The organism is Frankia sp. CeRuru1, from assembly GCF_977966315.1.
In genome coordinates this window covers 1-18,755 of the sequence record NZ_CDWWEW010000054.1, presented here as the reverse complement: position 1 = coordinate 18,755, position 18,755 = coordinate 1, and the positions used below count along the sequence as shown (strand labels likewise).

The window sequence follows — 18,755 nt, the reverse complement described above, 5'->3', positions numbered from 1 at the left end:
GTGTGGGTCCGCCGCCCGGACTCGTGAGGACGACGACTGGAACGCGGGGAAGCGGACCGCGAGGAATACGTCTTCACGAGGTCCGTGACACTGACTGCCAGGATCTCGGCCACCTTGCGATCCTACGGACATCGCGGGTCGGGCGGAGGGCCGGTCCGCCCCCGGCACGAGGCTTCGGCCGGGTGGAACGGGCACCACCGGGCGGCCGCGACCCAGCCCCGTTGCTAGCCCCGTTGCTGCTGCGGCGGGCGGACGGGCAGTGCCCGGCGGCGCCCGCCGACCGCCACCGGCTCGCCCGGCTCTACCAACGCCCCCCAGGCGCCCAGCCGCTCGTACAGCATCGCCGGCGTGGTGCTGTAGAGCCGGGACAAGGACTGCAGGTCGGAGCGACGCAGCCGCAGGACGTCGCGTGAACTGTCCGACCGCAGGACCTGCACGATGGCGATCCAGCGCCGCAGCGGTCCGGTGCGGGTCGGGGGCAGCTTGCGCAGCCGGCGCAGGTCGATGACCAGCGGCGGCAGATGGTCGGTCTCGCGGCGATCGGCGGCCGGCGGTACCAGCAGCGTCGCGGGAACGTCGTACAGCTCGGCGAGCTCGACCAGTCGATGCACGCGTAGGGTCCGAGAGCCTCGCTCGTAGGCGCCCAGGGTCCCGGCAGTCCACCGGCCATGCGTGCGCTCCTGGACGTCCAGCAGCGACAAGCCACGCCGGTTGCGCGCCGCGCGAAGCCGGCGGCCGAGCTCCAGGGCGTAGTCCGCCTCGGTCACGGTCTCCGTCCGGGTCAAGGTCGACAGGAGACGCCAACCGCCCCCTGTGACAGATTGTCAGGCCTCGGTCCGTCTGGCAGCCGGTTCGACCAAGAAGCCGCGAGGGAACGTGGCCCTGGCGTGGTCCCGCGGTCGCGGGGCGCAATCCGGGAATCGCGACAGTGTTTTTGTTTTTCCGGCCGCGCCAGCCCCGTCAGCCCGGTCGGCCGGTCAGTCCCGGTCGGCGTCGTCGGCGTCCTTGGCCCAGTCCCGGGCCCGGTCCACGGCGCGCAGCCATCGCCGGTAGGACCGGTCCCGTTCGGCCCGGGACAGCCTCGGCCGGTACCGCTCGGCGCTGCGCCGATGCCCGGCGAGCTCCTCGCGGTCGGCGAAGAACCCGGTCGCGAGCCCCGCGAGGTAGGCCGAACCGAGCGCGGTCGTCTCGATGTTGTCCGGGACGTCGAGCTCGACGCCGAGCAGGTCGGCCTGGAACTGCATGAGCCAGCGGTTGCGGGCGGCCCCGCCGTCGGCCCGCAGCTCGCGCACCGGGAAGCCCGCGGCACCCATCGCCTCGACGACGTCCCGGGTGCGGTAGGCGATGCCCTCGAGCACCGCGCGGACGACGTGCGCCCGGGTGGTCCCCCGGGTGATCCCGAGCAGTGCGCCGCGGGCGCGGGGATCCCAGTGAGGGGCGCCGAGGCCGGCGAGCGCCGGGACGAAGTAGACGCCGTCGTTGCCGGTCAGGGAGGCGGCCAGGTCGGCGGTCTCGGCGGCATCCCGGATGATCCCCAGGGAGTCCCGCAGCCAGTCGACGGCGGCACCGGTGGACAGGACCGCCCCCTCCAGCGCGTACCGCACCGGTTCGCCGTCGAGCTGGAACGCCGCGGTCCGCAGCAGCGTCGACTGCGGCGCCGGCAGGGCCGAGCCGGTGTTCACCAGTACGAAGGAACCGGTGCCGTAGGTGTTCTTGGCCTGGCCGGGTTCGAAGCAGCCCTGGGCGAACAGAGCGGCCTGCTGGTCGCCGATCACGGCCGCCACCGGGATCCGCACGCCGAGGAAGGCGTCCGGATCGGTCTCGGCGTAGACCCGCGAGCTCGGCGCGACAGCGGGCAGCACCTCGGCGGGAACGCCCAGCAGATCGAGCATCTCCGGGGACCAGCTCGCGGCGGCGAGGTCGAGCAGCAGGGTGCGGGAGGCGTTCGTGACGTCGGTGACGTGCGCGGCCCCGGCGGTCAGCTTCCAGACCAGCCAGGAATCGACGGTGCCGAAGGCGATCTCCCCCCGGCCGGCGCGCCGGCGCAGCCCGGGGTCGTCGTCCAGGATCCAGCCGATCTTGGTGCCGGAGAAGTAGGGGTCGAGCACCAGCCCGGTGCGTTCCCCCACCGCACCCGCGTGCCCCTCGGCGGTGAGGCGTTCGCAGACCGCGGCCGTCCGCCGGTCCTGCCACCCGATGGCCGGGTGGACCGGGGCGGAGGTCCGTCGGTCCCACAGCACGGTGGTCTCGCGCTGGTTGGTGATGCCGAGGGCGGCGAGCTCCCCGGCCCGGCGGCCGCAGCCGGCCAGCGCCGCGGCGACGGTGTCGACGACGCTGCGCCAGAGCTCGTCCGGATCCTGCTCGACCCAGCCCGGCCGGGGGAACCGGGGCCGGATCCCGGTGTAGCCGCGGCCGACGACCACCCCGTCCCGGTTGAGCAGGCAGACCGTGGTCCCGGTGGTCCCCTGGTCGACCGCCGCCACCAGGGATCCGCGTGCCGGCACGCTCATCTCGTTCCTCCCGCCCACGGGCCGCTGACGCATGGTAAGGGACGCATGGTAGGGGAGCGGTGCACGGTGAGGAGAAGGATGCGGGGAAGGAAGGATAGATAGAAAGGTATAGATAGGGGAGAGGTGAGGCGGGCCCGGCGTGCCGGGAACGGCGGCTCAGCCGAGGTTGGACAGGTCGACGACGTCGCCGGGCGGGGTGCCGGCTGCGGGCGTCCCGTAATCGTCGAAGGTGATCTCCTTGGTGGAGCGGCCGGCGACGACCACCTTCAACGGGTACCCGGGTCCGGTGTTGGCCGCCCAGAAGGCCGTTCCGTCGGGGCTCGCGGCCCGGACGGCCTGGGTGCCGGCCAGCTTCTCGGTTCGCACCGGGCCGGACAGCCCGACGACGTAGCTGGTCAGTGACGCGGCGAGCCGGTCGAGGGTGAAGTAGCTGTACTTCGCGGCGTCGGCGGGGGCCAGGCGGACCCAGCGGTCGGCGAGGAGGCTTCCGGCCGCGGCGTCACCGGTCCCCTCGTAGTAGGCGCGGCCGCGGTGGACGTAGGTGTCGTCTTTGATCTTGATGATCTGGGTCCGCTGATCGTACTCGTCGATGGTGCCACGGGTGACCGTGCCGGACATCACCAGGTCGTAACGGGCGGGGGCGTCCGAGTGCGGGTCGGCCTCGGTGCCGACGACGTGGACGCCGGTCGCGGCGCGCAACGCCTTCAGGGTGCGCGTGCCGACCTCGCCGGCCGGCAGCTTCTCCAGCCCGTTGCTCTTCTCCCCGTCGCCGCTACAGGCCGCCGAGGCCGCGAGCAGGAGAGTCAGCCCGAGGGAGAGCAGCGCCCGCCGGACTCCGCCGCGCCACAGTTGTGACCGCATCCGCCCGTCGCCTCCCGCCTGAGATCGTCTCCGGGTCGGTGGTGGCCGGGCGCGGCCGCGTGCCGCGGCCGCGTGCCGCGACCGCCGGCCCGCTGGTGTGCCCATCCGATGTGCCGACCCGGGGTGCGCGCCCGGGTGGGCGCGCAGGTACGGCAGTGGGCGCAAGTCTGGCATTCCGCCGCCCGTGGTCGCCGGTCGGGTACGGCCCGTGGGTATCCGTTGTGTGATCACGTCCGGCGAGTGTGATCTGCGTCATTGCTGTGACGAAGATTGCCCCGTTGGGCTGTCGTTCCGGCGACCCCGGTTCGACCGCGTCCGGGAAATAGGGCACACTGGTGTTGTGAAATACGACCACGACGGGGCGAGCGGGACGGCGGACGGCCGTACCCGCGACCGGGTCGTGCGTCTGCTCCTGGAGGGCGGCTCGGCCACGGCGGCTGAGCTGTCCCGTCAGCTCGGGGTCTCCCCGGCGGCTATCCGCAGGCATCTCGATGCCATGGTCGCGGATGGCATCATCACGCCCACGGAGAGCCGGTCCCGGGGGCCGCGTGGCCGGGGACGCCCGGCCCGGCGTTACGCGCTCACCGAGGCCGGCCATCATGCCGGTCCCAGCGCCTACTCCGATCTCGCGGCCGGTGCGCTGCGCTTCCTGGCCGAGGTGGGTGGCGCGAGCGCGGTCACTCAGTTTGCCGACACCCGCGCCGTCGACCTGGAGCGGCGGGTGCGCGAGGCGGTCGTGGCGGCGGAGCCGGCGGATCGTCCGGCGGTGCTCGCCGAGGCGATGACCGCCGCCGGGTACACCGCGAGCGTCTCCGCGCTGCCCACCGGTCTGCAGATCTGCCAGCACCACTGCCCGGTCCAGTTCGTCGCGGAGCGTTTCCCGGCGTTGTGCGACGCCGAGACCGCGGTGCTGGCCCGCGTGCTCGACACCCACGTGCAGCGCCTGGCGACGATCGCGCACGGCGACGGCGTCTGCACGACTCACATCCCCGCGGGTCAGATCCCCGCGAGCCACCCCGCCGTGAGCCACCCCGCCGCGGGCACGGCTTCGCGTGCTCGGTCCGATCGGACCGGGCCCGACCAGAACGGGCCCGGGAAGGACGGCTCCGCTCGGGTGCTGCCTGATTCCGCCGTGGCCGGATCCGGCCCGGCCCGGCCCGCGTCCCTGGCCTGTCCACCATTCTCGTCTTCGGAGGGTTCCGCCCTATGACCACCTCTGCCGAGACCGCCCTGGAAGGCCTTGGTTCCTATCGGTTCGGATGGGCTGACACCGACGCCTACGCCGCCGACGTGGAGCGCGGCCTGTCCGAGGCGGTTGTCCGCGGCATCTCGGCCAAGAAGTCCGAGCCGTCGTGGATGACCGACCTGCGCCTCAAGGGGCTGCGGCTGTTCGAGCGCAAGCCCATGCCGACCTGGGGTGCCGACCTGTCGGGCATCGACTTCGACAACATCAAGTACTTCGTCCGCTCCACCGAGAAGCAGGCCGAGGAGTGGGAGGACCTGCCCGAGGACATCCGGGCGACCTACGACCGCCTCGGCATCCCCGAGGCGGAGAAGCAGCGCCTCATCGCCGGGGTCGCCGCACAGTACGAGTCCGAGGTCGTTTACCACAAGATCCGTGAGGACCTCGAGGAGCAGGGTGTCATCTTCCTGGACACCGACTCCGGGCTGCGTGAGCACCCGGAGCTGTTCCAGGAGTACTTCGGCTCGGTGATCCCGGTCGGGGACAACAAGTTCGCCGCGCTGAACACGGCGGTGTGGTCGGGCGGATCCTTCATCTATGTGCCGCCGGGCGTGCGGGTCGAGATCCCGCTGCAGGCCTACTTCCGGATCAACACCGAGAACATGGGCCAGTTCGAGCGGACGCTGATCATCGTCGACGAGGGCGCCTACGTGCACTACGTCGAGGGCTGCACGGCGCCGGTCTACTCGTCGGACTCGTTGCACTCGGCGGTCGTCGAGATCGTCGTGAAGAAGAACGCGCGCTGCCGGTACACGACCATCCAGAACTGGTCGAACAACGTCTACAACCTGGTCACCAAGCGCGCCGCCTGCCACGAGGGCGGCACCATGGAGTGGATCGATGGCAACATCGGTTCCAAGGTGACGATGAAGTACCCGGCCGTGTGGCTGCTCGGCGAGCACGCCACGGGCGAGGTGCTCTCCATCGCCTTCGCCGGTGCCGGTCAGCACCAGGACGCGGGCGCGAAGATGGTGCACGCCGCGCCCCGCACCTCCTCGACGATCGTCTCCAAGTCGGTGGCCCGCGGCGGCGGGCGGACGTCCTACCGCGGGCTCGTCCAGATCAACGAGGGCTCGTCGGCCTCCCGGTCGACGGTCAAGTGCGACGCGTTGCTCGTCGACACGGTGAGCCGCTCGGACACCTACCCCTACGTCGACGTGCGCGAGGACGACGCCTCCATCGGGCACGAGGCGAGCGTCTCCAAGGTCGGCGAGGACCAGCTGTTCTACCTGATGAGCCGGGGCCTGTCCGAGGAAGAGGCGATGGCGATGGTCGTGCGTGGCTTCGTCGAGCCGATCGCCCGGGAGCTGCCCATGGAGTACGCCCTCGAGCTCAACCGCCTCATCGAGCTGCAGATGGAAGGTGCGGTCGGCTGATGGTCGTCATCGACGCCACCGGTCGGCCCCCGGCCGCCTCCGGTGCCGTACCCCGTCCCGTACGGTCCCGTAACCCGCTCGACCACGCCGTGCCCACCGGACGCGAGGAGGCGTGGCGGTTCACCCCGCTGCGCCGGCTGCGCGGACTGCCGACCGGCCCCGAGGCCGACGGCAAGGTCTCCGTGTCGGTCACGGCGCCCGCGGGGGTCGAGGTGGAGCAGCTCGCCGTCGGCGACGCCCGGATCGGCCGGGTGCTGACCCCGGCCGATCGGGTGGCTGCCTTCGCCCTGACCCGGTCGGCGGGCGCGCTCGCCGTCACCGTCCCGGCCGAGGCCGCGCTCACCGAGCCGGTGGTCGTGCACCTGCACGGTGAGAGCCCCAGGTCCCCGGCCGGGTTCGTCGCGACGAGCGGCGACGGCGGGCGGCGCGGCTCCCCGGGCGGGGTGGCCTACGGTCACGTCCTCGTCGAGGTGGGCCCGTTCGCGTCCGCCACCGTGGTGCTCGACCATACCGGCAGCGCCACCTACGCCGGCAACGTCGAGGTGTACGTGGGGCACGGCGCCTCGCTCACCTTCATCACCCTGCAGGACTGGGACGACGACGCCGTGCACCTCGGCGCGCACGCCTACTCGCTGGGGCGCGACGCCCGGCTGCGCTCGTTCACCATCACCCTCGGCGGTGACCTGGTGCGCCTCAACCCGACCGTGGACTACCGCGGGCCTGGCGGCGACGCCGAGCTCTACGGCGTGTTCTTCACCGACGCCGGCCAGCACCAGGAGCACCGGCTGCTCGTCACGCACGAGCCGCGTTCCTGCCGCAGCCGGGTCACCTACAAGGGCGCGCTGCGCGGGGACGCCGCCCACGCGGTGTGGATCGGCGACGTCCTCATCGGCGCCGACGCCGTGGGCACGGACACCTACGAGCTCAACCGCAATCTCGTGCTCACCGACGGCGCGCGGGCCGACTCGGTCCCGAACCTGGAGATCCTCACCGGTGAGGTCGCCGGTGCCGGTCACGCCAGCGCCACCGGCCGGTTCGATGACGAGGCGCTGTTCTACCTGCAGTCGCGGGGGATCTCGCCCGAGGAGGCCCGCCGGCTCGTGGTGCACGGCTTCTTCGCCGAGATCATCGACCGGATCGACGTGCCGGAGCTGCGGGAGCGCATCATGACCAAGGTCGCCGGCGAGCTGTCGGCGGAGGTGGGCGGATGACGACCGCGACCGGCGGTTCTGCCGCGGGCGGCTCCTCGGTCGCCCCGCGGTGGCACCGGGTGTGTGCCGCCGCGGACCTCGCCGAGGGCAGCGCGATCGGCACCGAGATCGAGGGTGTGCCGGTGTGCGTGGTGCGGTCGGGCGGGGCGGTTTACGCCGTGCGCGACGAGTGCTCGCACGCCGACGTGATGCTCTCCCAGGGCGAGGCCGAGGACGGCAAGATCGAGTGCTGGCTGCACGGGTCCCAGTTCGACCTGGCCAGCGGCGTCCCGCTGAGCCTGCCGGCGATTGAGCCGGTGCCCACGTACGCAGTGACCGTCGACGGCGACGACGTGCTCGTCGACGTTACCCATCCAAACGTTACACATTCGAACCCGGAACGAGGGTGACGGCAGCGGTGTCCACACTGGAGATCCGCAATCTGCATGTCTCGGTGGAGACGGACGGCGAGGGCACGCGCGAGATCCTGCGCGGGGTGGACCTGACCGTCCGCAAAGGCGAGACGCACGCGATCATGGGGCCGAACGGGTCGGGCAAGTCGACGCTGTCCTATGCGATCGCGGGCCATCCCAAGTACACGGTCACCGAGGGCAGCATCACGCTCGACGGCGAGGACGTCCTCGCGATGAGCGTCGACGCCCGGGCCCGGGCCGGGATCTTCCTGGCGATGCAGTACCCGGTGGAGATCCCCGGGGTCTCGGTGTCGAACTTCCTGCGCTCCTCGGTCACGGCCGTGCGCGGCGAGGCGCCGAAGCTGCGGACCTGGGTCAAGGAGGTCAAGACCTCCATGGCCGCGCTCGAGATGGACCCGGCGTTCGCCGAGCGCAACGTCAACGAGGGCTTCTCCGGCGGCGAGAAGAAGCGTCACGAGATCCTGCAGATGGCGTTGCTCAAGCCGAGGATCGCCGTGCTGGACGAGACCGACTCCGGCCTCGACGTCGACGCGCTGCGCATCGTCTCCGGAGGCATCGAGTCGGTGCGGGCCAAGGGGGAGACGGGCATCCTGCTCATCACCCACTACACCCGCATCCTGCGCTACATCCGTCCCGAGTTCGTCCACGTCATGGCGGCGGGGCGGATCGTCGACGAGGGCGGCCCGGAACTGGCCGCCGTGCTGGAGGAGTCCGGCTACGACCGCTACGCCAAGGGTGGCGGCGCGGCCACGCCGGCCGGCGCGGGAGCGGTGTCATGACGCTGACCGACGCGGCCGTGCGCCTGGGGCCCGGACCCCGGCTCGTTGGCGGGTTCGACGTCGAGCAGGTCCGCCGGGACTTCCCCGCCCTGGCCCGCACGGTGCACGACGACCGGCCGCTGGTCTACCTCGACAGCGCCGCCACCTCGCAGAAGCCGCTGGCGGTGCTCGACGCCGAGCGGACCTACTACGAGCTGCACAACGCCAACGTGCACCGCGGCCTCCACGTGCTGGCCGAGGAGGCCACCGGGCTGTACGAGGCCTCCCGGGACAAGGTCGCCGCCTTCATCGGGGCGGGCGACCGCCGGGAGGTGGTGTTCACCAAGAACTCCTCGGAGGCGCTGAACCTCGTCGCCTACGCGATGAGCAACGCCGGGGCCGCCGGCGCCGAGGCGGAGCGGTTCCGGGTCGGCCCGGGTGATGAGATCGTCGTCACCGAGATGGAGCATCACTCCAACCTCGTGCCGTGGCAGATGCTGGCCCGGCGCACCGGGGCGACGCTGCGCTGGATCGGGCTGACCGACGACGGCCGGCTCGACCTGAGCAACCTCGATGCAATCATCACCGAGCGGGCGAAGGTCGTCGCCTTCGTCCACCAGTCGAACATTCTCGGCACGATCAACCCGGTCGCGCAGGTGGTGGCGCGGGCCCGCGAGGTCGGCGCGCTGACCGTGCTGGACGGCTCCCAGTCGGTGCCGCACAACCCGGTCGACGTCACCGATCTCGGGGTGGACTTCCTGGCCTTCACCGGGCACAAGATGTGCGCGCCCACCGGGGTCGGGGTGCTCTGGGGGCGCTACGAGCTGCTCGAGGTCATGCCGCCCTTCCTCGGCGGCGGCGAGATGATCGAGCTTGTCACCATGGAGGGTTCGACCTACGCGGCGCCGCCGCACCGGTTCGAGGCCGGCACCCCGATGATCGCCCAGGTGGTCGGGCTCGGCGCGGCCATCGACTACCTGACCGCGCTCGGCATGCCGGCTGTCGCCGAGCACGAGCACGCGGTGACAGCCTACGCGCTGGACGCCTTCGCCGAGGTGCCGGGGTTGCGGATCATCGGTCCGCCGACGGCGGACGCCCGCGGCGGGGCGATCTCCTTCGTGCTGCACGAGGACGACGGCCGGCCGATCCATCCCCACGACGTCGGACAGATCCTCGACGAGCGCGGCATCGCCGTGCGGGTCGGGCACCACTGCGCCCGGCCGGTCTGCCTGCGGTTCGGGGTACCTGCGACGACCCGCGCGTCATTCCACCTTTACACGACGACCGGTGAGGTCGACGCCCTGGTGGAAGGACTGCACGGGGTCCGGAGGTTCTTTCTGAGGTGAAACTCGACTCCATGTACCAGGAGATCATCCTGGACCACTACCGCAACCCGCTCCACCGGGGGCTGCGGGATCCCTTCGACGCCGAGGTGCACCACGTCAACCCGACCTGCGGCGACGAGGTGACCCTGCGGGTGAAGGTCTCGGACGGGGTCGTCGAGGACGTCTCCTACGAGAGCGAGGGCTGTTCGATCAGTCAGGCGTCGGCGAGCGTCATGAGTGATCTCGTGATCGGCAAGCCGGTCGACGCGGCGCTGAAGCTCGAACGCGAGTTCCTGGCGCTGATGCAGTCGCGGGGCACCGTCGAGGGTGACGAGGACGTGCTGGAGGACGCCGTGGCGTTCGCCGGCGTCTCCAAGTACCCCGCCCGGGTGAAATGTGCCCTGCTGTCCTGGATGGCGTGGAAGGACGCGACCGCCAAGGCGATGGATCCGAGCGTCGCCGGGGCCGGTGCCGCCGCATCCACCTCTGTCGCGTTCCCCCGCGTCGCCCCCCTCGACGTACCCGAGCAGGAGAAGCCATGAGCGAGACGGTGACCGAGACGCGCTCGACCGAGACGGGAGAAACCGCCGAGGCGGCGGACCAGCCCGCCGGGGTCCCGAAGCCGCTGCTGGACCCGGACCCGACGGGACCGGGCGCCCCGCCGGAGCTCGCCAGCTTCGAGGACATCGAGGAGGCGATGCGCGACGTCGTCGACCCCGAGCTCGGCATCAACGTTGTCGACCTCGGCCTCGTCTACGGCATCCACGTCGCCGACGACAACACCGTCACCCTCGACATGACGCTGACCTCGGCGGCCTGCCCGCTCACCGACGTCATCGAGGACCAGACCCGCTCCGCCCTGGTCGATGGCCCGGACGGGCTGGCCGCGGATGTGACCATCAACTGGGTCTGGATGCCGCCGTGGGGACCGGACAAGATCACCGACGACGGTCGCGAGCAGCTGCGCGCGCTCGGCTTCAACGTCTGACGGCCGCCGGCCGCCGGCTGCCGGGCCGCCCGCCCTCGGGCTGCCGTCCACCCTCGGCCCACCGGATGAACAACCGGTGGGGTTCACGCAACATACGGCTGGCTACCCAGCAACCACCGCTCACTCCGCCCGTGTCCGCCCGCCAGGCTTGTAGGGTCGGAACCAGGCGATCGGCGTCGTCATCGGCCCATTTCGGCGGGACTTCCCGCATCGTGACGTGGTGTCCGGCCCCGCCGGTCGTTCGGAGATCGAGCCGGAAGACGGGAGCCTGTCTGTGCCGAGCCCGCGGGTCCTCGGTCTGGTGCTGGCCGGGGGTGCCGGACGGCGGCTGGCGCCGCTGACCGCGGACCGGGCGAAGCCCGCCGTCCCCTTCGGTGGGCTGTACCGCCTGATTGACTTCGTGCTGTCCAACCTGGTGAACGCGGGCTACCTGCGCATCGCGGTCCTGACCCAGTACAAGAGCCACAGCCTCGACCGGCACATCACGACGACGTGGCGGATGAGCAACCTGCTCGGCAACTACGTCACGCCGGTGCCGGCGCAGCAGCGGCTGGGGCCGCGATGGTTCGCCGGCAGCGCCGACGCCATCCACCAGTCGCTGAACCTCGTCTACGACGACGCCCCGGACATCGTCGTGGTCTTCGGCGCGGACCACGTGTACCGGATGGACCCGCGGCAGATGGTCGCCCAGCATCTCGACAGCGGAGCCGGCGTCACCGTCGCCGGGCTGCGGGTACCGAGATCCGAGGGCCGGGAGTTCGGGGTTATCCAGACGGCGCCCGACGGCCGCACGATCGAGGCGTTCCTGGAGAAGCCCGCCGATCCGCCGGGTCTGCCGGGCAGCCCCGAGGAGACGTTCGCCTCGATGGGCAACTACGTCTTCTCGACGGACGTGCTGATCGACGCCCTGCGCAAGGACGCCGCCGACGAGGACAGCGTCCACGACATGGGCGGGAACATCATCCCGATGCTCGTGGCCCAGCGGGCGGCGGCGGTGTACGACTTCGCCGGCAACGTCGTCCCGGGCACGACGCTGCGTGACCGCGGCTACTGGCGCGACGTCGGCACCGTCGACTCGTACTTCGAGGCGCAGATGGATCTGTGCGCGCTCGACCCGGTGTTCAACCTCTACAACCGGGAGTGGCCGATCCTCACCAGCATCCCCTCGCTGCCACCGGCGAAGTTTGTGCACGATGGCCTGCAGCGCACCGGCACGGCCATGAACAGCATCGTCAGCAACGGAGTCATCATCTCCGGGGGCACGGTGCGCTCGTCGGTGCTGTCCCCGGGAGTGCGGGTGAACTCCTGGGCCGAGGTCGACCACACGGTGCTCCTGGACAACGTGGTCGTCGGCCGGGGGGCCGTCGTCCGCGACGCCATCCTGGACAAGAACGTGCACGTGCCGGCGGGCGCCCAGGTCGGGGTGGACAAGGACCGGGACCGCGCCCGCGGCTACACCGTGAGCGAGCAGGGCGTCACCGTCGTCGGCAAGGGCATCACGATCGCCGACTGAACCGGCCGCCATCCCCCTATCCGCCCGCACCCGTCCCGTCACGGCACCGTTGGGAGAGACCGCACATGCGCGTCGCCATGCTCACCCGGGAGTACCCCCCGGACGTCTACGGCGGGGCGGGTGTGCACGTCGAGTACCTGAGCCGGGAGCTCGCCCGGCTGGTCGACCTCACCGTCCACCGCGAGGGGCCGGCGCCGGGCGGTGGGTCGCCGGGCGGTGGGCCCGCGGGTGCGGTGCCGTCGACCGGTGCCGTCGACCGACCGGTGGTCGAGAGGGCGGGTGCCCCGGGCGTCGCCGCGGTCGCGGCGCACCGGAGCTGGGCCGCGCTCGCCGACGCGAACGACGCGCTGCGGACCGTGTCGATGGACCTGTCCATGGCCGCCGCGGCGGCCGGCGCGGACGTGATCCACTCGCACACCTGGTACGCGAATCTCGGTGGCCATCTCGCCGCGCTGCTCGGCGGCGTCCCGCACGTGATGACCTCGCACTCGCTGGAGCCCCGGCGTCCCTGGAAGGCCGAGCAGCTGGGCGGGGGCTACCGGGTGTCGTCCTGGTGCGAGCGGGTCGCGATCGAGTCGGCGGCCGCCGTGGTCGCGGTCAGCGCGGGCATGCGCGCGGACATCCTCGATGCCTACCCGGCGGTCGATCCGGCCCGCGTGCACGTCATCCGCAATGGCATCGACACCGACGAGTACCGTCCGGACACCGCGACCGACGTGCTGGAACGCCACGGGGTGGACCCAGGCCGGCCGACGGTGATCTTTGTGGGGCGGATCACCCGGCAGAAGGGGCTGCCGGTGCTGCTGCGGGCGGCGGCGGCGATCGACCCCCGGGCGCAGCTCGTGCTCTGTGCCGGCGCCCCGGACACCCCTGCGCTGTTCACGGAGATCACCGACCTGGTCGAGGGCCTGCGCGCCGGCCGCGACGGCGTGGTCTGGCTGCCCGGGATGCTGACGAAGCCGGAGGTGATCCAGCTGCTCAGCCATGCCACCGTGTTCGTCTGCCCGTCGGTCTACGAGCCGCTCGGCATCGTCAACCTGGAGGCGATGGCGTGCGGCACCGCGGTCGTCGCCTCCCGGGTCGGTGGCATTCCCGAGGTCGTCGACGACGGCGTCACCGGTCTGCTGGTGCCGCCCGACGACCCCGGCGCGCTGGCCGGGGCCGTCAACGAGGTGCTCGCGGACCCGGTCCGGGCGGCCGCGATGGGCCACGCGGGCCGGGACCGGGCCGTCACCGAGTTCGGCTGGGCTGCGATCGCCGAGCGCACCGCCCGGCTGTACGCGTCGCTGACCGGCGGCTGACGCCTCAGTTCGGCTGGGGCTGTCAGCTCGGCTGGGGCTGTCAGCCCGTCCAGGCCGTTTCGGAGACCGGGGAGCGACCGAGCAGCGGACGCCACCAGGCTTCGTTCTCCTTGTACCAGGCGATGGTCGACCGCATGCCCTCGGCGAAGTCGATCAACGGCGCCCAGTCCAGCTCGGTCCGCAGCTTGGTGGAGTCCAGCAGGTAGCGGCGGTCGTGCGAGGGACGGTCGGGCACGATCGTCTTCAACGACGCGGGCAGACCGAGCTCGGCGAGCACCGTGTCGGCGATCGTCTCGATGTCCGCCTCGACGCCGGATCCGACGTGGTAGGTCTCGCCGAGCCGCCCGCGGTCCAGAACCGCGTCGATCGCCCGGCAGTGGTCCATCACGTGCAGCCACTCGCGCCGGTTCGTGGTGGAGGCGTACATCGGGAGCGACTCGCCCTGCAGCGCCCGGGTCACGAACAGGGGGAGGACCTTCTCCGGGAACTGGTAGGGACCGTAGTTGTTCGAGCAGTTGGTGATCGTCACGGGGAGGTTGTAGGTAAAGCCATAGGCGCGTACGGCGTGGTCCCCGCCGGCCTTCGCCGCGTTGTAGGGCGTTCGGGGGAGGTAGGGGGAGTCCTCGGTGAAGGCGCCGGGGTCGTTGAGGTCCATGTCGCCGTAGACCTCGCAGGTGGAGATCTGGTGGAAGCGGGCCACCCCGACCGTGCGGGCCGCCTCGAGCAGGGCCTGGGTACCCATCACGTTCGTCGCGAAGAACTCGCCGGGGCGAATGATCGCCAGACTGTTGTGCGACTCGGCGGCGAAGTTCACCACCACGTCCACGGAGTGCTCCCGCAGCACCGACTCGACGAGCTCCTGGTCACGGATGTCGCCGTGGACGAACGTGACGCGGTCCGCGACGTCGGCGAGGTTCTCCCGGCAGCCGGCGTAGGTCAGGGCGTCGAGCGCCACGACCGTGTCCCCCGGATGCCGCGTCCGCCAGTAGCGGACGAAGTTCGATCCGATGAACCCGGCGGCTCCGGTCACGAGGAGCGTCGACATGGTGTGCCTTTCGATCGGTGCGCAGGCGCGGCGACGCCTGCGGCTGGGCGGTGGACGGACGTCATCCATGTTCTCGTGGCGGGCGGGCACCGGCCTGGCCGGCGCGCGGCCACCCGGACGACGGCGGGTGACCGTGGGCGCACGGGCACCCTACGCTCTGGCGCGTGGCGGGCCTGCCCGAGGGCTAGCCGGCGGCCACAGCGGCCTATGCCCCCCGTACTCTTGAGGTCATGAGCATCGTCGTATCGTGATCGTCGCGTGCCCGACCGTGCCGTCTTTGGTGGGCACGGTGCGCGATCCGCCCTGTGCCCGACCTACCCCGTGCCCGACCTCGGTCGTCCCGGTTCGCAGTGCTCTGGTGGGGTCCCCGCCGTTGTCCGTGTCAACCCGACGTCGCCGGTGTAACGCTCTGACGCTCGCCCGGCGTTGTCTGGAAGCCCGAAAGAGGCCCTACCTCGATGATCATTGTGTCCGAGCTCGAACTGCGTGCCGGAGCCCGCACTCTGATCGAGCCCGTATCCTTCCGGGTGCAGCCGAACGACCGGATCGGTCTCGTCGGGCGCAACGGGGCCGGCAAGACGACGTTGCTGAAGGTGCTTGCCCGGGAGGGGCTGCCGTTCGCCGGCACCGTCGACCTCCGGGGTGAGATGGGTTACCTCCCCCAGGACCCGCGTACCGGCGATCTGGCCGACACTGCCCGTGATCGTGTGCTGTCGGCGCGTGGTCTCGACGTTCTCCTGCGCGAGATGGAGAAGCTGCAGCTGGAGATGGCCGAGCTGGTCGACACCACGGCGCGGGACGCGGCGATCCGCCGCTACGGCAGCCTGGAGGAGCGATTCGGGACGCTCGGCGGTTATGCCGCCGAGGCGGAGGCTGCCCGGATCTGCTCGTCGCTGGGCCTGGCTGACCGGGTGCTCGCCCAGCCCATCGGCACCCTGTCCGGTGGGCAGCGGCGGCGGGTCGAACTCGCCCGTATCCTGTTCGCCGGGTCCGGCAACGCCGACGCGACCCTGCTGCTCGACGAGCCGACGAACCACCTCGACGCCGACTCGATCGGATGGCTGCGGGACTTCCTGCGCGCTCACACGGGTGGCCTGATCGTGGTGAGCCACGACGTCGACCTGCTCGACAAGTGCGTGAACAAGGTCTTCCACCTCGACGCCAACCGGGCCACCCTCGACGTCTACAACGTGAACTGGAAGACCTATCTCAACCAGCGCGAGCTGGATGAGCGCCGCCGTCGCCGGGAACGCGCCAATGCCGAGAAGAAGATCGACTCGCTGAAGGCGCAGGCTGACAAGATGCGCGCCAAGGCGACCAAGGCGCGGGCCGCCCATCAGATGGACCGGCGGGCCGAGCGGCTTGCGGCCGGGCTCGCCGAGGCGCGCGTCGCCGACCGGGTGGCCAAGCTGCGCTTCCCGGACCCGGCTCCGTGCGGCCGCACGCCGTTGACCGCCACCGGACTGTCGAAGTCCTACGGCTCGCTGGAGGTGTTCACCGGCGTGGACCTCGCGATCGACCGCGGCTCGCGGGTCGTGGTCCTCGGGCTGAACGGTGCCGGCAAGACCACGCTGCTGCGCATCCTGGCGGGCCAGGAGGCGCCCGACGTCGGTCAGGTGCATCCCGGTCACGGTCTGCGTCTCGGGTACTACGCGCAGGAACACGAGACGCTGGACACCAGCCGCTCGGTGCTGGACAACATGCGGGCCGCCGCGCCGGGGGCGTCGGACGTGGAGCTGCGTCGCATCCTGGGCGCGTTCCTGTTCAGCGGAGACAGCGTGGAGCAGCGCGCCGAGACCCTGTCCGGCGGCGAGAAGACCCGCCTCGCGCTCGCCGGACTGGTCTGCAGCTCCGCCAACGTCCTCCTGCTCGACGAGCCGACGAACAACCTCGACCCCGCCTCGCGCGACGAGGTGCTTGCCGCGCTCGCCACGTACCGGGGCTCGGTCGTCCTGGTCACCCACGACCCGGGGGCCGTCGAGGCACTCGACCCGCAGAAGGTCCTGATGCTGCCGGACGGAGTCGAGGACAACTGGTCACCCGATCTGGCCGAGCTCATCACCCTGGCCTGAGCAGGAACCCTGCCCCGGGAACGGAATGGAGAACCTTTGTGAGTACGCAGGGCGGCACCAAGGCGGTCATGGCGGCACTGATCGCCAATCTGGGTATCGCGGTGGCGAAGTTCGTCGCGTTCCTGTTCACCCAGTCGTCGTCGATGCTGGCCGAGTCCATCCACTCGGTGGCCGACTCCGGCAACCAGGGCCTGCTCCTGCTCGGCCAGAAACGTTCCGTCCAGCCGCCGGACGAGGAGCATCCCTTCGGGTACGGGCGGGCGCGTTACATCGCCGGCTTCCTGGTCGGGATCGTGTTGTTCAGCGTCGGTGGGCTGTTCTCGGTGTATGAGGGCGTCGAGAAGCTGCGCCATCCGCATGAGCTGGAGAGCGGGCTGGTCGCGGTCGTCGTCCTGCTGACCGCGGTGCTGCTGGAGTCGTACTCCTTCGCGACCGCCATCCGCGAGTCGAAGAAGACGAAGGGCGACCAGTCCTGGTGGCGGTTCATCCGGGAGGCGCGGACCCCGGAACTGCCCATCGTCCTGCTGGAGGACCTGGCAGCCGAGCTGGGGCTGATCTTCGCGTTGCTCGGGGTCGGGCTGACCCTGGCACTCGACGACCCGATCTGGGACGGCGCGGGAACGCTGGCCATCGGCGTGCTCCTGCTGATCGTGGCCGTCCTCGTGGCGACCGAGGCGTACGGCATGCTGGTGGGCGAGGCCGCCGCCCCGGGAATGGTTGCCACCATCCGCGGCACGCTCGCCGCCGCCCCGGGCGTCGCCACGGTCATCCACCTGCGCACGCTGCACCTCGGGCCGGACGAGCTGCTCGTCGCCGCCAAGATCGGTATCGGGGCGGAACTGGCGATGCCCGAGGTGGCCGCCACCATCAACGGCGCGGAGGCGGCGCTGCGGGCCGCGGTGGCGGTTCCGCTGCGCATCTTCCTCGAGCCCGACATCCTCCGCGACGAGCCGGGTCGACGACGGGATCCGTCAGCCGGTGCCGTCGGCGAGGCAGAGCCGCAGCGCGAGCGCGCTCAGAGCGCCGAGGGACATCAGTACCACCGGCAGGTTTCCCGCTCGTAGCTTGTCCCCGGGCAGTTCCGGTCGGGGACGAGGCGCCACCGCGGCCACCAGTAACCAGGGGAACACCGGCAGCCAGGACTCTTCGACGTCGCCATCGGCCAGCCCGAGGACCGTCGCGAACAGCATCGTCGCGCCGGCCCCCACCAGCAGTGGCCAGCCCGGGGTCAGCCGCAGGCGGCGCGCCGCCCGGATGAGAACCGGCCCGCAGACGAGGACGACCACGGTCAGGTCCACGATGATCCAGGCCAGCGTGCCGGCGAGCCCCGGCCGTGGCGCGCTCGCCAGGGCCAGCCCGTCGGGCCAGGAGAAACCCCACGCGTAGAAGAGCCACAGCGGCAGGAGCGCACCCAGACCGGTCATGACATTGAGGATCGGGCGACGGCGGACGAAGTAGGCCGCGGCGACCGCCACGCCAAGCCATACCGGGGCGTAGCCGAACAGCCCCGCGAGGCCGAGCAGCAGCCCGCTTGCCAGCGCCCACCACATCGAGCGCCGACCCGGTTCGCATCCGACCACCCCCACCGCGACGGCCAGGGCGGCCAGGGTAGCCGTGACGGCGTCCGGGGACGCCGCCGTCCATCCGCTCCACGGGGCCAGGACGAGGACGGGGACCAGGCGCCGGGCGGCCGTCTCATGGCACAACGAGCGCACCGCGATCGAGACGGCGGGGACGACCAGCGTGCCCAGGGCGGTGAACAGTATCCCGATCGCGACCGCACCGTGCATCCCCACCCTGGTGAGCACCCAGACGGTCAGGACGGGGCCCGGAGGATGGGTCGGCAGGACGGCCGTGGTCCCCGCCGCGGCGTGCGCGGTGGTCGCGGTGTAGGTGGCGAGGAAGCCGAGCGGATCGTCACCGACGGCCTTCGCCGCCGCCAGGAGATCCGCCGGGATGCGAAGATCCGCCGTGATCTCCCCGGGTGCGACCAGCGCGAGCGTGCCGCTCCACGCCAGCGATCCGACGTAGCCCAGGACGAGCAGGGCGGTCCAGGGCAGCCTGTTCGCCGGGCCGGTCGCCGTGGCCGGGGTGTTCGCCGTGGCCGGGGTGGCCGGGGTGTTCAGGGTGTTCGGGGTG

17 protein-coding genes are annotated in these 18,755 nt (G+C 71.4%); 12 read left to right on the top strand and 5 right to left on the bottom strand.

The features are described 5' to 3' along the window. Positions 1–224: 224 nt before the first annotated feature. From AC08OP_RS06420 to AC08OP_RS06410, 3 genes are all read right to left on the bottom strand, one after another. Positions 225–767 carry a helix-turn-helix domain-containing protein gene (locus AC08OP_RS06420; RefSeq protein WP_476613339.1) on the bottom strand — a complete coding sequence of 181 codons (543 nt, stop codon included), beginning with the start codon at positions 765–767 and terminating at the stop codon, positions 225–227. 210 nt (positions 768–977) lie between these two features. Beyond that, positions 978–2,510 (bottom strand): glycerol kinase GlpK, encoded by a 1,533-nt coding sequence (gene glpK, locus AC08OP_RS06415; RefSeq protein WP_476613338.1) that lies wholly within the window; start codon positions 2,508–2,510, stop codon positions 978–980. Positions 2,511–2,666: 156 nt separating this feature from the next. Then, positions 2,667–3,371, bottom strand: coding sequence for a hypothetical protein (locus tag AC08OP_RS06410; protein WP_476613337.1), 705 nt, complete (start codon positions 3,369–3,371; stop codon positions 2,667–2,669). Positions 3,372–3,711: 340 nt separating this feature from the next. Between AC08OP_RS06410 and AC08OP_RS06405 the strand changes: the two genes are divergently transcribed. From AC08OP_RS06405 to glgA, 10 genes are all read left to right on the top strand, one after another. Beyond that, the gene (locus tag AC08OP_RS06405) at positions 3,712–4,581 is read left to right on the top strand and encodes a helix-turn-helix transcriptional regulator (protein ID WP_476613336.1); all 870 of its coding nucleotides are present in this window, start codon (positions 3,712–3,714) and stop codon (positions 4,579–4,581) included. Continuing rightward, positions 4,578–5,990 carry a Fe-S cluster assembly protein SufB gene (sufB, locus tag AC08OP_RS06400; RefSeq protein WP_476613335.1) on the top strand — a complete coding sequence of 471 codons (1,413 nt, stop codon included), beginning with the start codon at positions 4,578–4,580 and terminating at the stop codon, positions 5,988–5,990. Before AC08OP_RS06405 ends, sufB begins: the two co-directional genes overlap by 4 nt. After that, positions 5,990–7,201 (top strand): Fe-S cluster assembly protein SufD, encoded by a 1,212-nt coding sequence (sufD, locus tag AC08OP_RS06395; protein WP_476600934.1) that lies wholly within the window; start codon positions 5,990–5,992, stop codon positions 7,199–7,201. Before sufB ends, sufD begins: the two co-directional genes overlap by 1 nt. Next, positions 7,198–7,590 carry a non-heme iron oxygenase ferredoxin subunit gene (locus AC08OP_RS06390; RefSeq protein WP_462186241.1) on the top strand — a complete coding sequence of 131 codons (393 nt, stop codon included), beginning with the start codon at positions 7,198–7,200 and terminating at the stop codon, positions 7,588–7,590. Before sufD ends, AC08OP_RS06390 begins: the two co-directional genes overlap by 4 nt. An 8-nt stretch (positions 7,591–7,598) precedes the next feature. Continuing rightward, positions 7,599–8,393: a Fe-S cluster assembly ATPase SufC gene (gene sufC, locus AC08OP_RS06385; protein WP_476613334.1), complete on the top strand. Its 795-nt coding sequence runs from the start codon at positions 7,599–7,601 to the stop codon at positions 8,391–8,393. Beyond that, a complete protein-coding gene (locus AC08OP_RS06380; RefSeq protein ID WP_476613333.1) occupies positions 8,390–9,718 on the top strand; it encodes a cysteine desulfurase in 1,329 nt (442 codons plus the stop codon). Before sufC ends, AC08OP_RS06380 begins: the two co-directional genes overlap by 4 nt. Further along, a complete protein-coding gene (gene sufU / locus AC08OP_RS06375) occupies positions 9,715–10,239 on the top strand; it encodes a Fe-S cluster assembly sulfur transfer protein SufU (protein WP_462186244.1) in 525 nt (174 codons plus the stop codon). The genes AC08OP_RS06380 and sufU overlap by 4 nt, the downstream gene beginning before the upstream one ends. Continuing rightward, entirely contained in the window at positions 10,236–10,685 is a 450-nt protein-coding gene (locus tag AC08OP_RS06370; protein ID WP_462186245.1) for a metal-sulfur cluster assembly factor, read from the top strand. Before sufU ends, AC08OP_RS06370 begins: the two co-directional genes overlap by 4 nt. Positions 10,686–10,959: 274 nt before the next feature. Next, positions 10,960–12,198, top strand: a complete 1,239-nt coding sequence (gene glgC, locus AC08OP_RS06365; protein WP_476613332.1) for a glucose-1-phosphate adenylyltransferase — start codon at positions 10,960–10,962, stop codon at positions 12,196–12,198. A 65-nt stretch (positions 12,199–12,263) separates the two neighbouring features. Continuing rightward, positions 12,264–13,499 carry a glycogen synthase gene (gene glgA / locus AC08OP_RS06360; RefSeq protein ID WP_476613331.1) on the top strand — a complete coding sequence of 412 codons (1,236 nt, stop codon included), beginning with the start codon at positions 12,264–12,266 and terminating at the stop codon, positions 13,497–13,499. A gap of 40 nt (positions 13,500–13,539) precedes the next feature. Here the strand turns inward: glgA and rfbB are convergent, their stop codons facing one another. Then, positions 13,540–14,544: a dTDP-glucose 4,6-dehydratase gene (gene rfbB, locus AC08OP_RS06355; RefSeq protein ID WP_476613330.1), complete on the bottom strand. Its 1,005-nt coding sequence runs from the start codon at positions 14,542–14,544 to the stop codon at positions 13,540–13,542. Between the two features lie 458 nt (positions 14,545–15,002). Between rfbB and AC08OP_RS06350 the strand changes: the two genes are divergently transcribed. Both AC08OP_RS06350 and AC08OP_RS06345 read left to right on the top strand, forming a co-directional pair. Next, entirely contained in the window at positions 15,003–16,616 is a 1,614-nt protein-coding gene (locus tag AC08OP_RS06350) for an ABC-F family ATP-binding cassette domain-containing protein (protein WP_476613329.1), read from the top strand. A gap of 38 nt (positions 16,617–16,654) precedes the next feature. Next, a complete protein-coding gene (locus AC08OP_RS06345) occupies positions 16,655–17,680 on the top strand; it encodes a cation diffusion facilitator family transporter (RefSeq protein WP_476613328.1) in 1,026 nt (341 codons plus the stop codon). Here the strand turns inward: AC08OP_RS06345 and AC08OP_RS06340 are convergent. Then, a partial coding sequence (locus AC08OP_RS06340) for a hypothetical protein (protein WP_476613327.1) occupies positions 17,588–18,755 on the bottom strand: 1,168 nt, incomplete at its 5' end. The genes AC08OP_RS06345 and AC08OP_RS06340 overlap by 93 nt on opposite strands.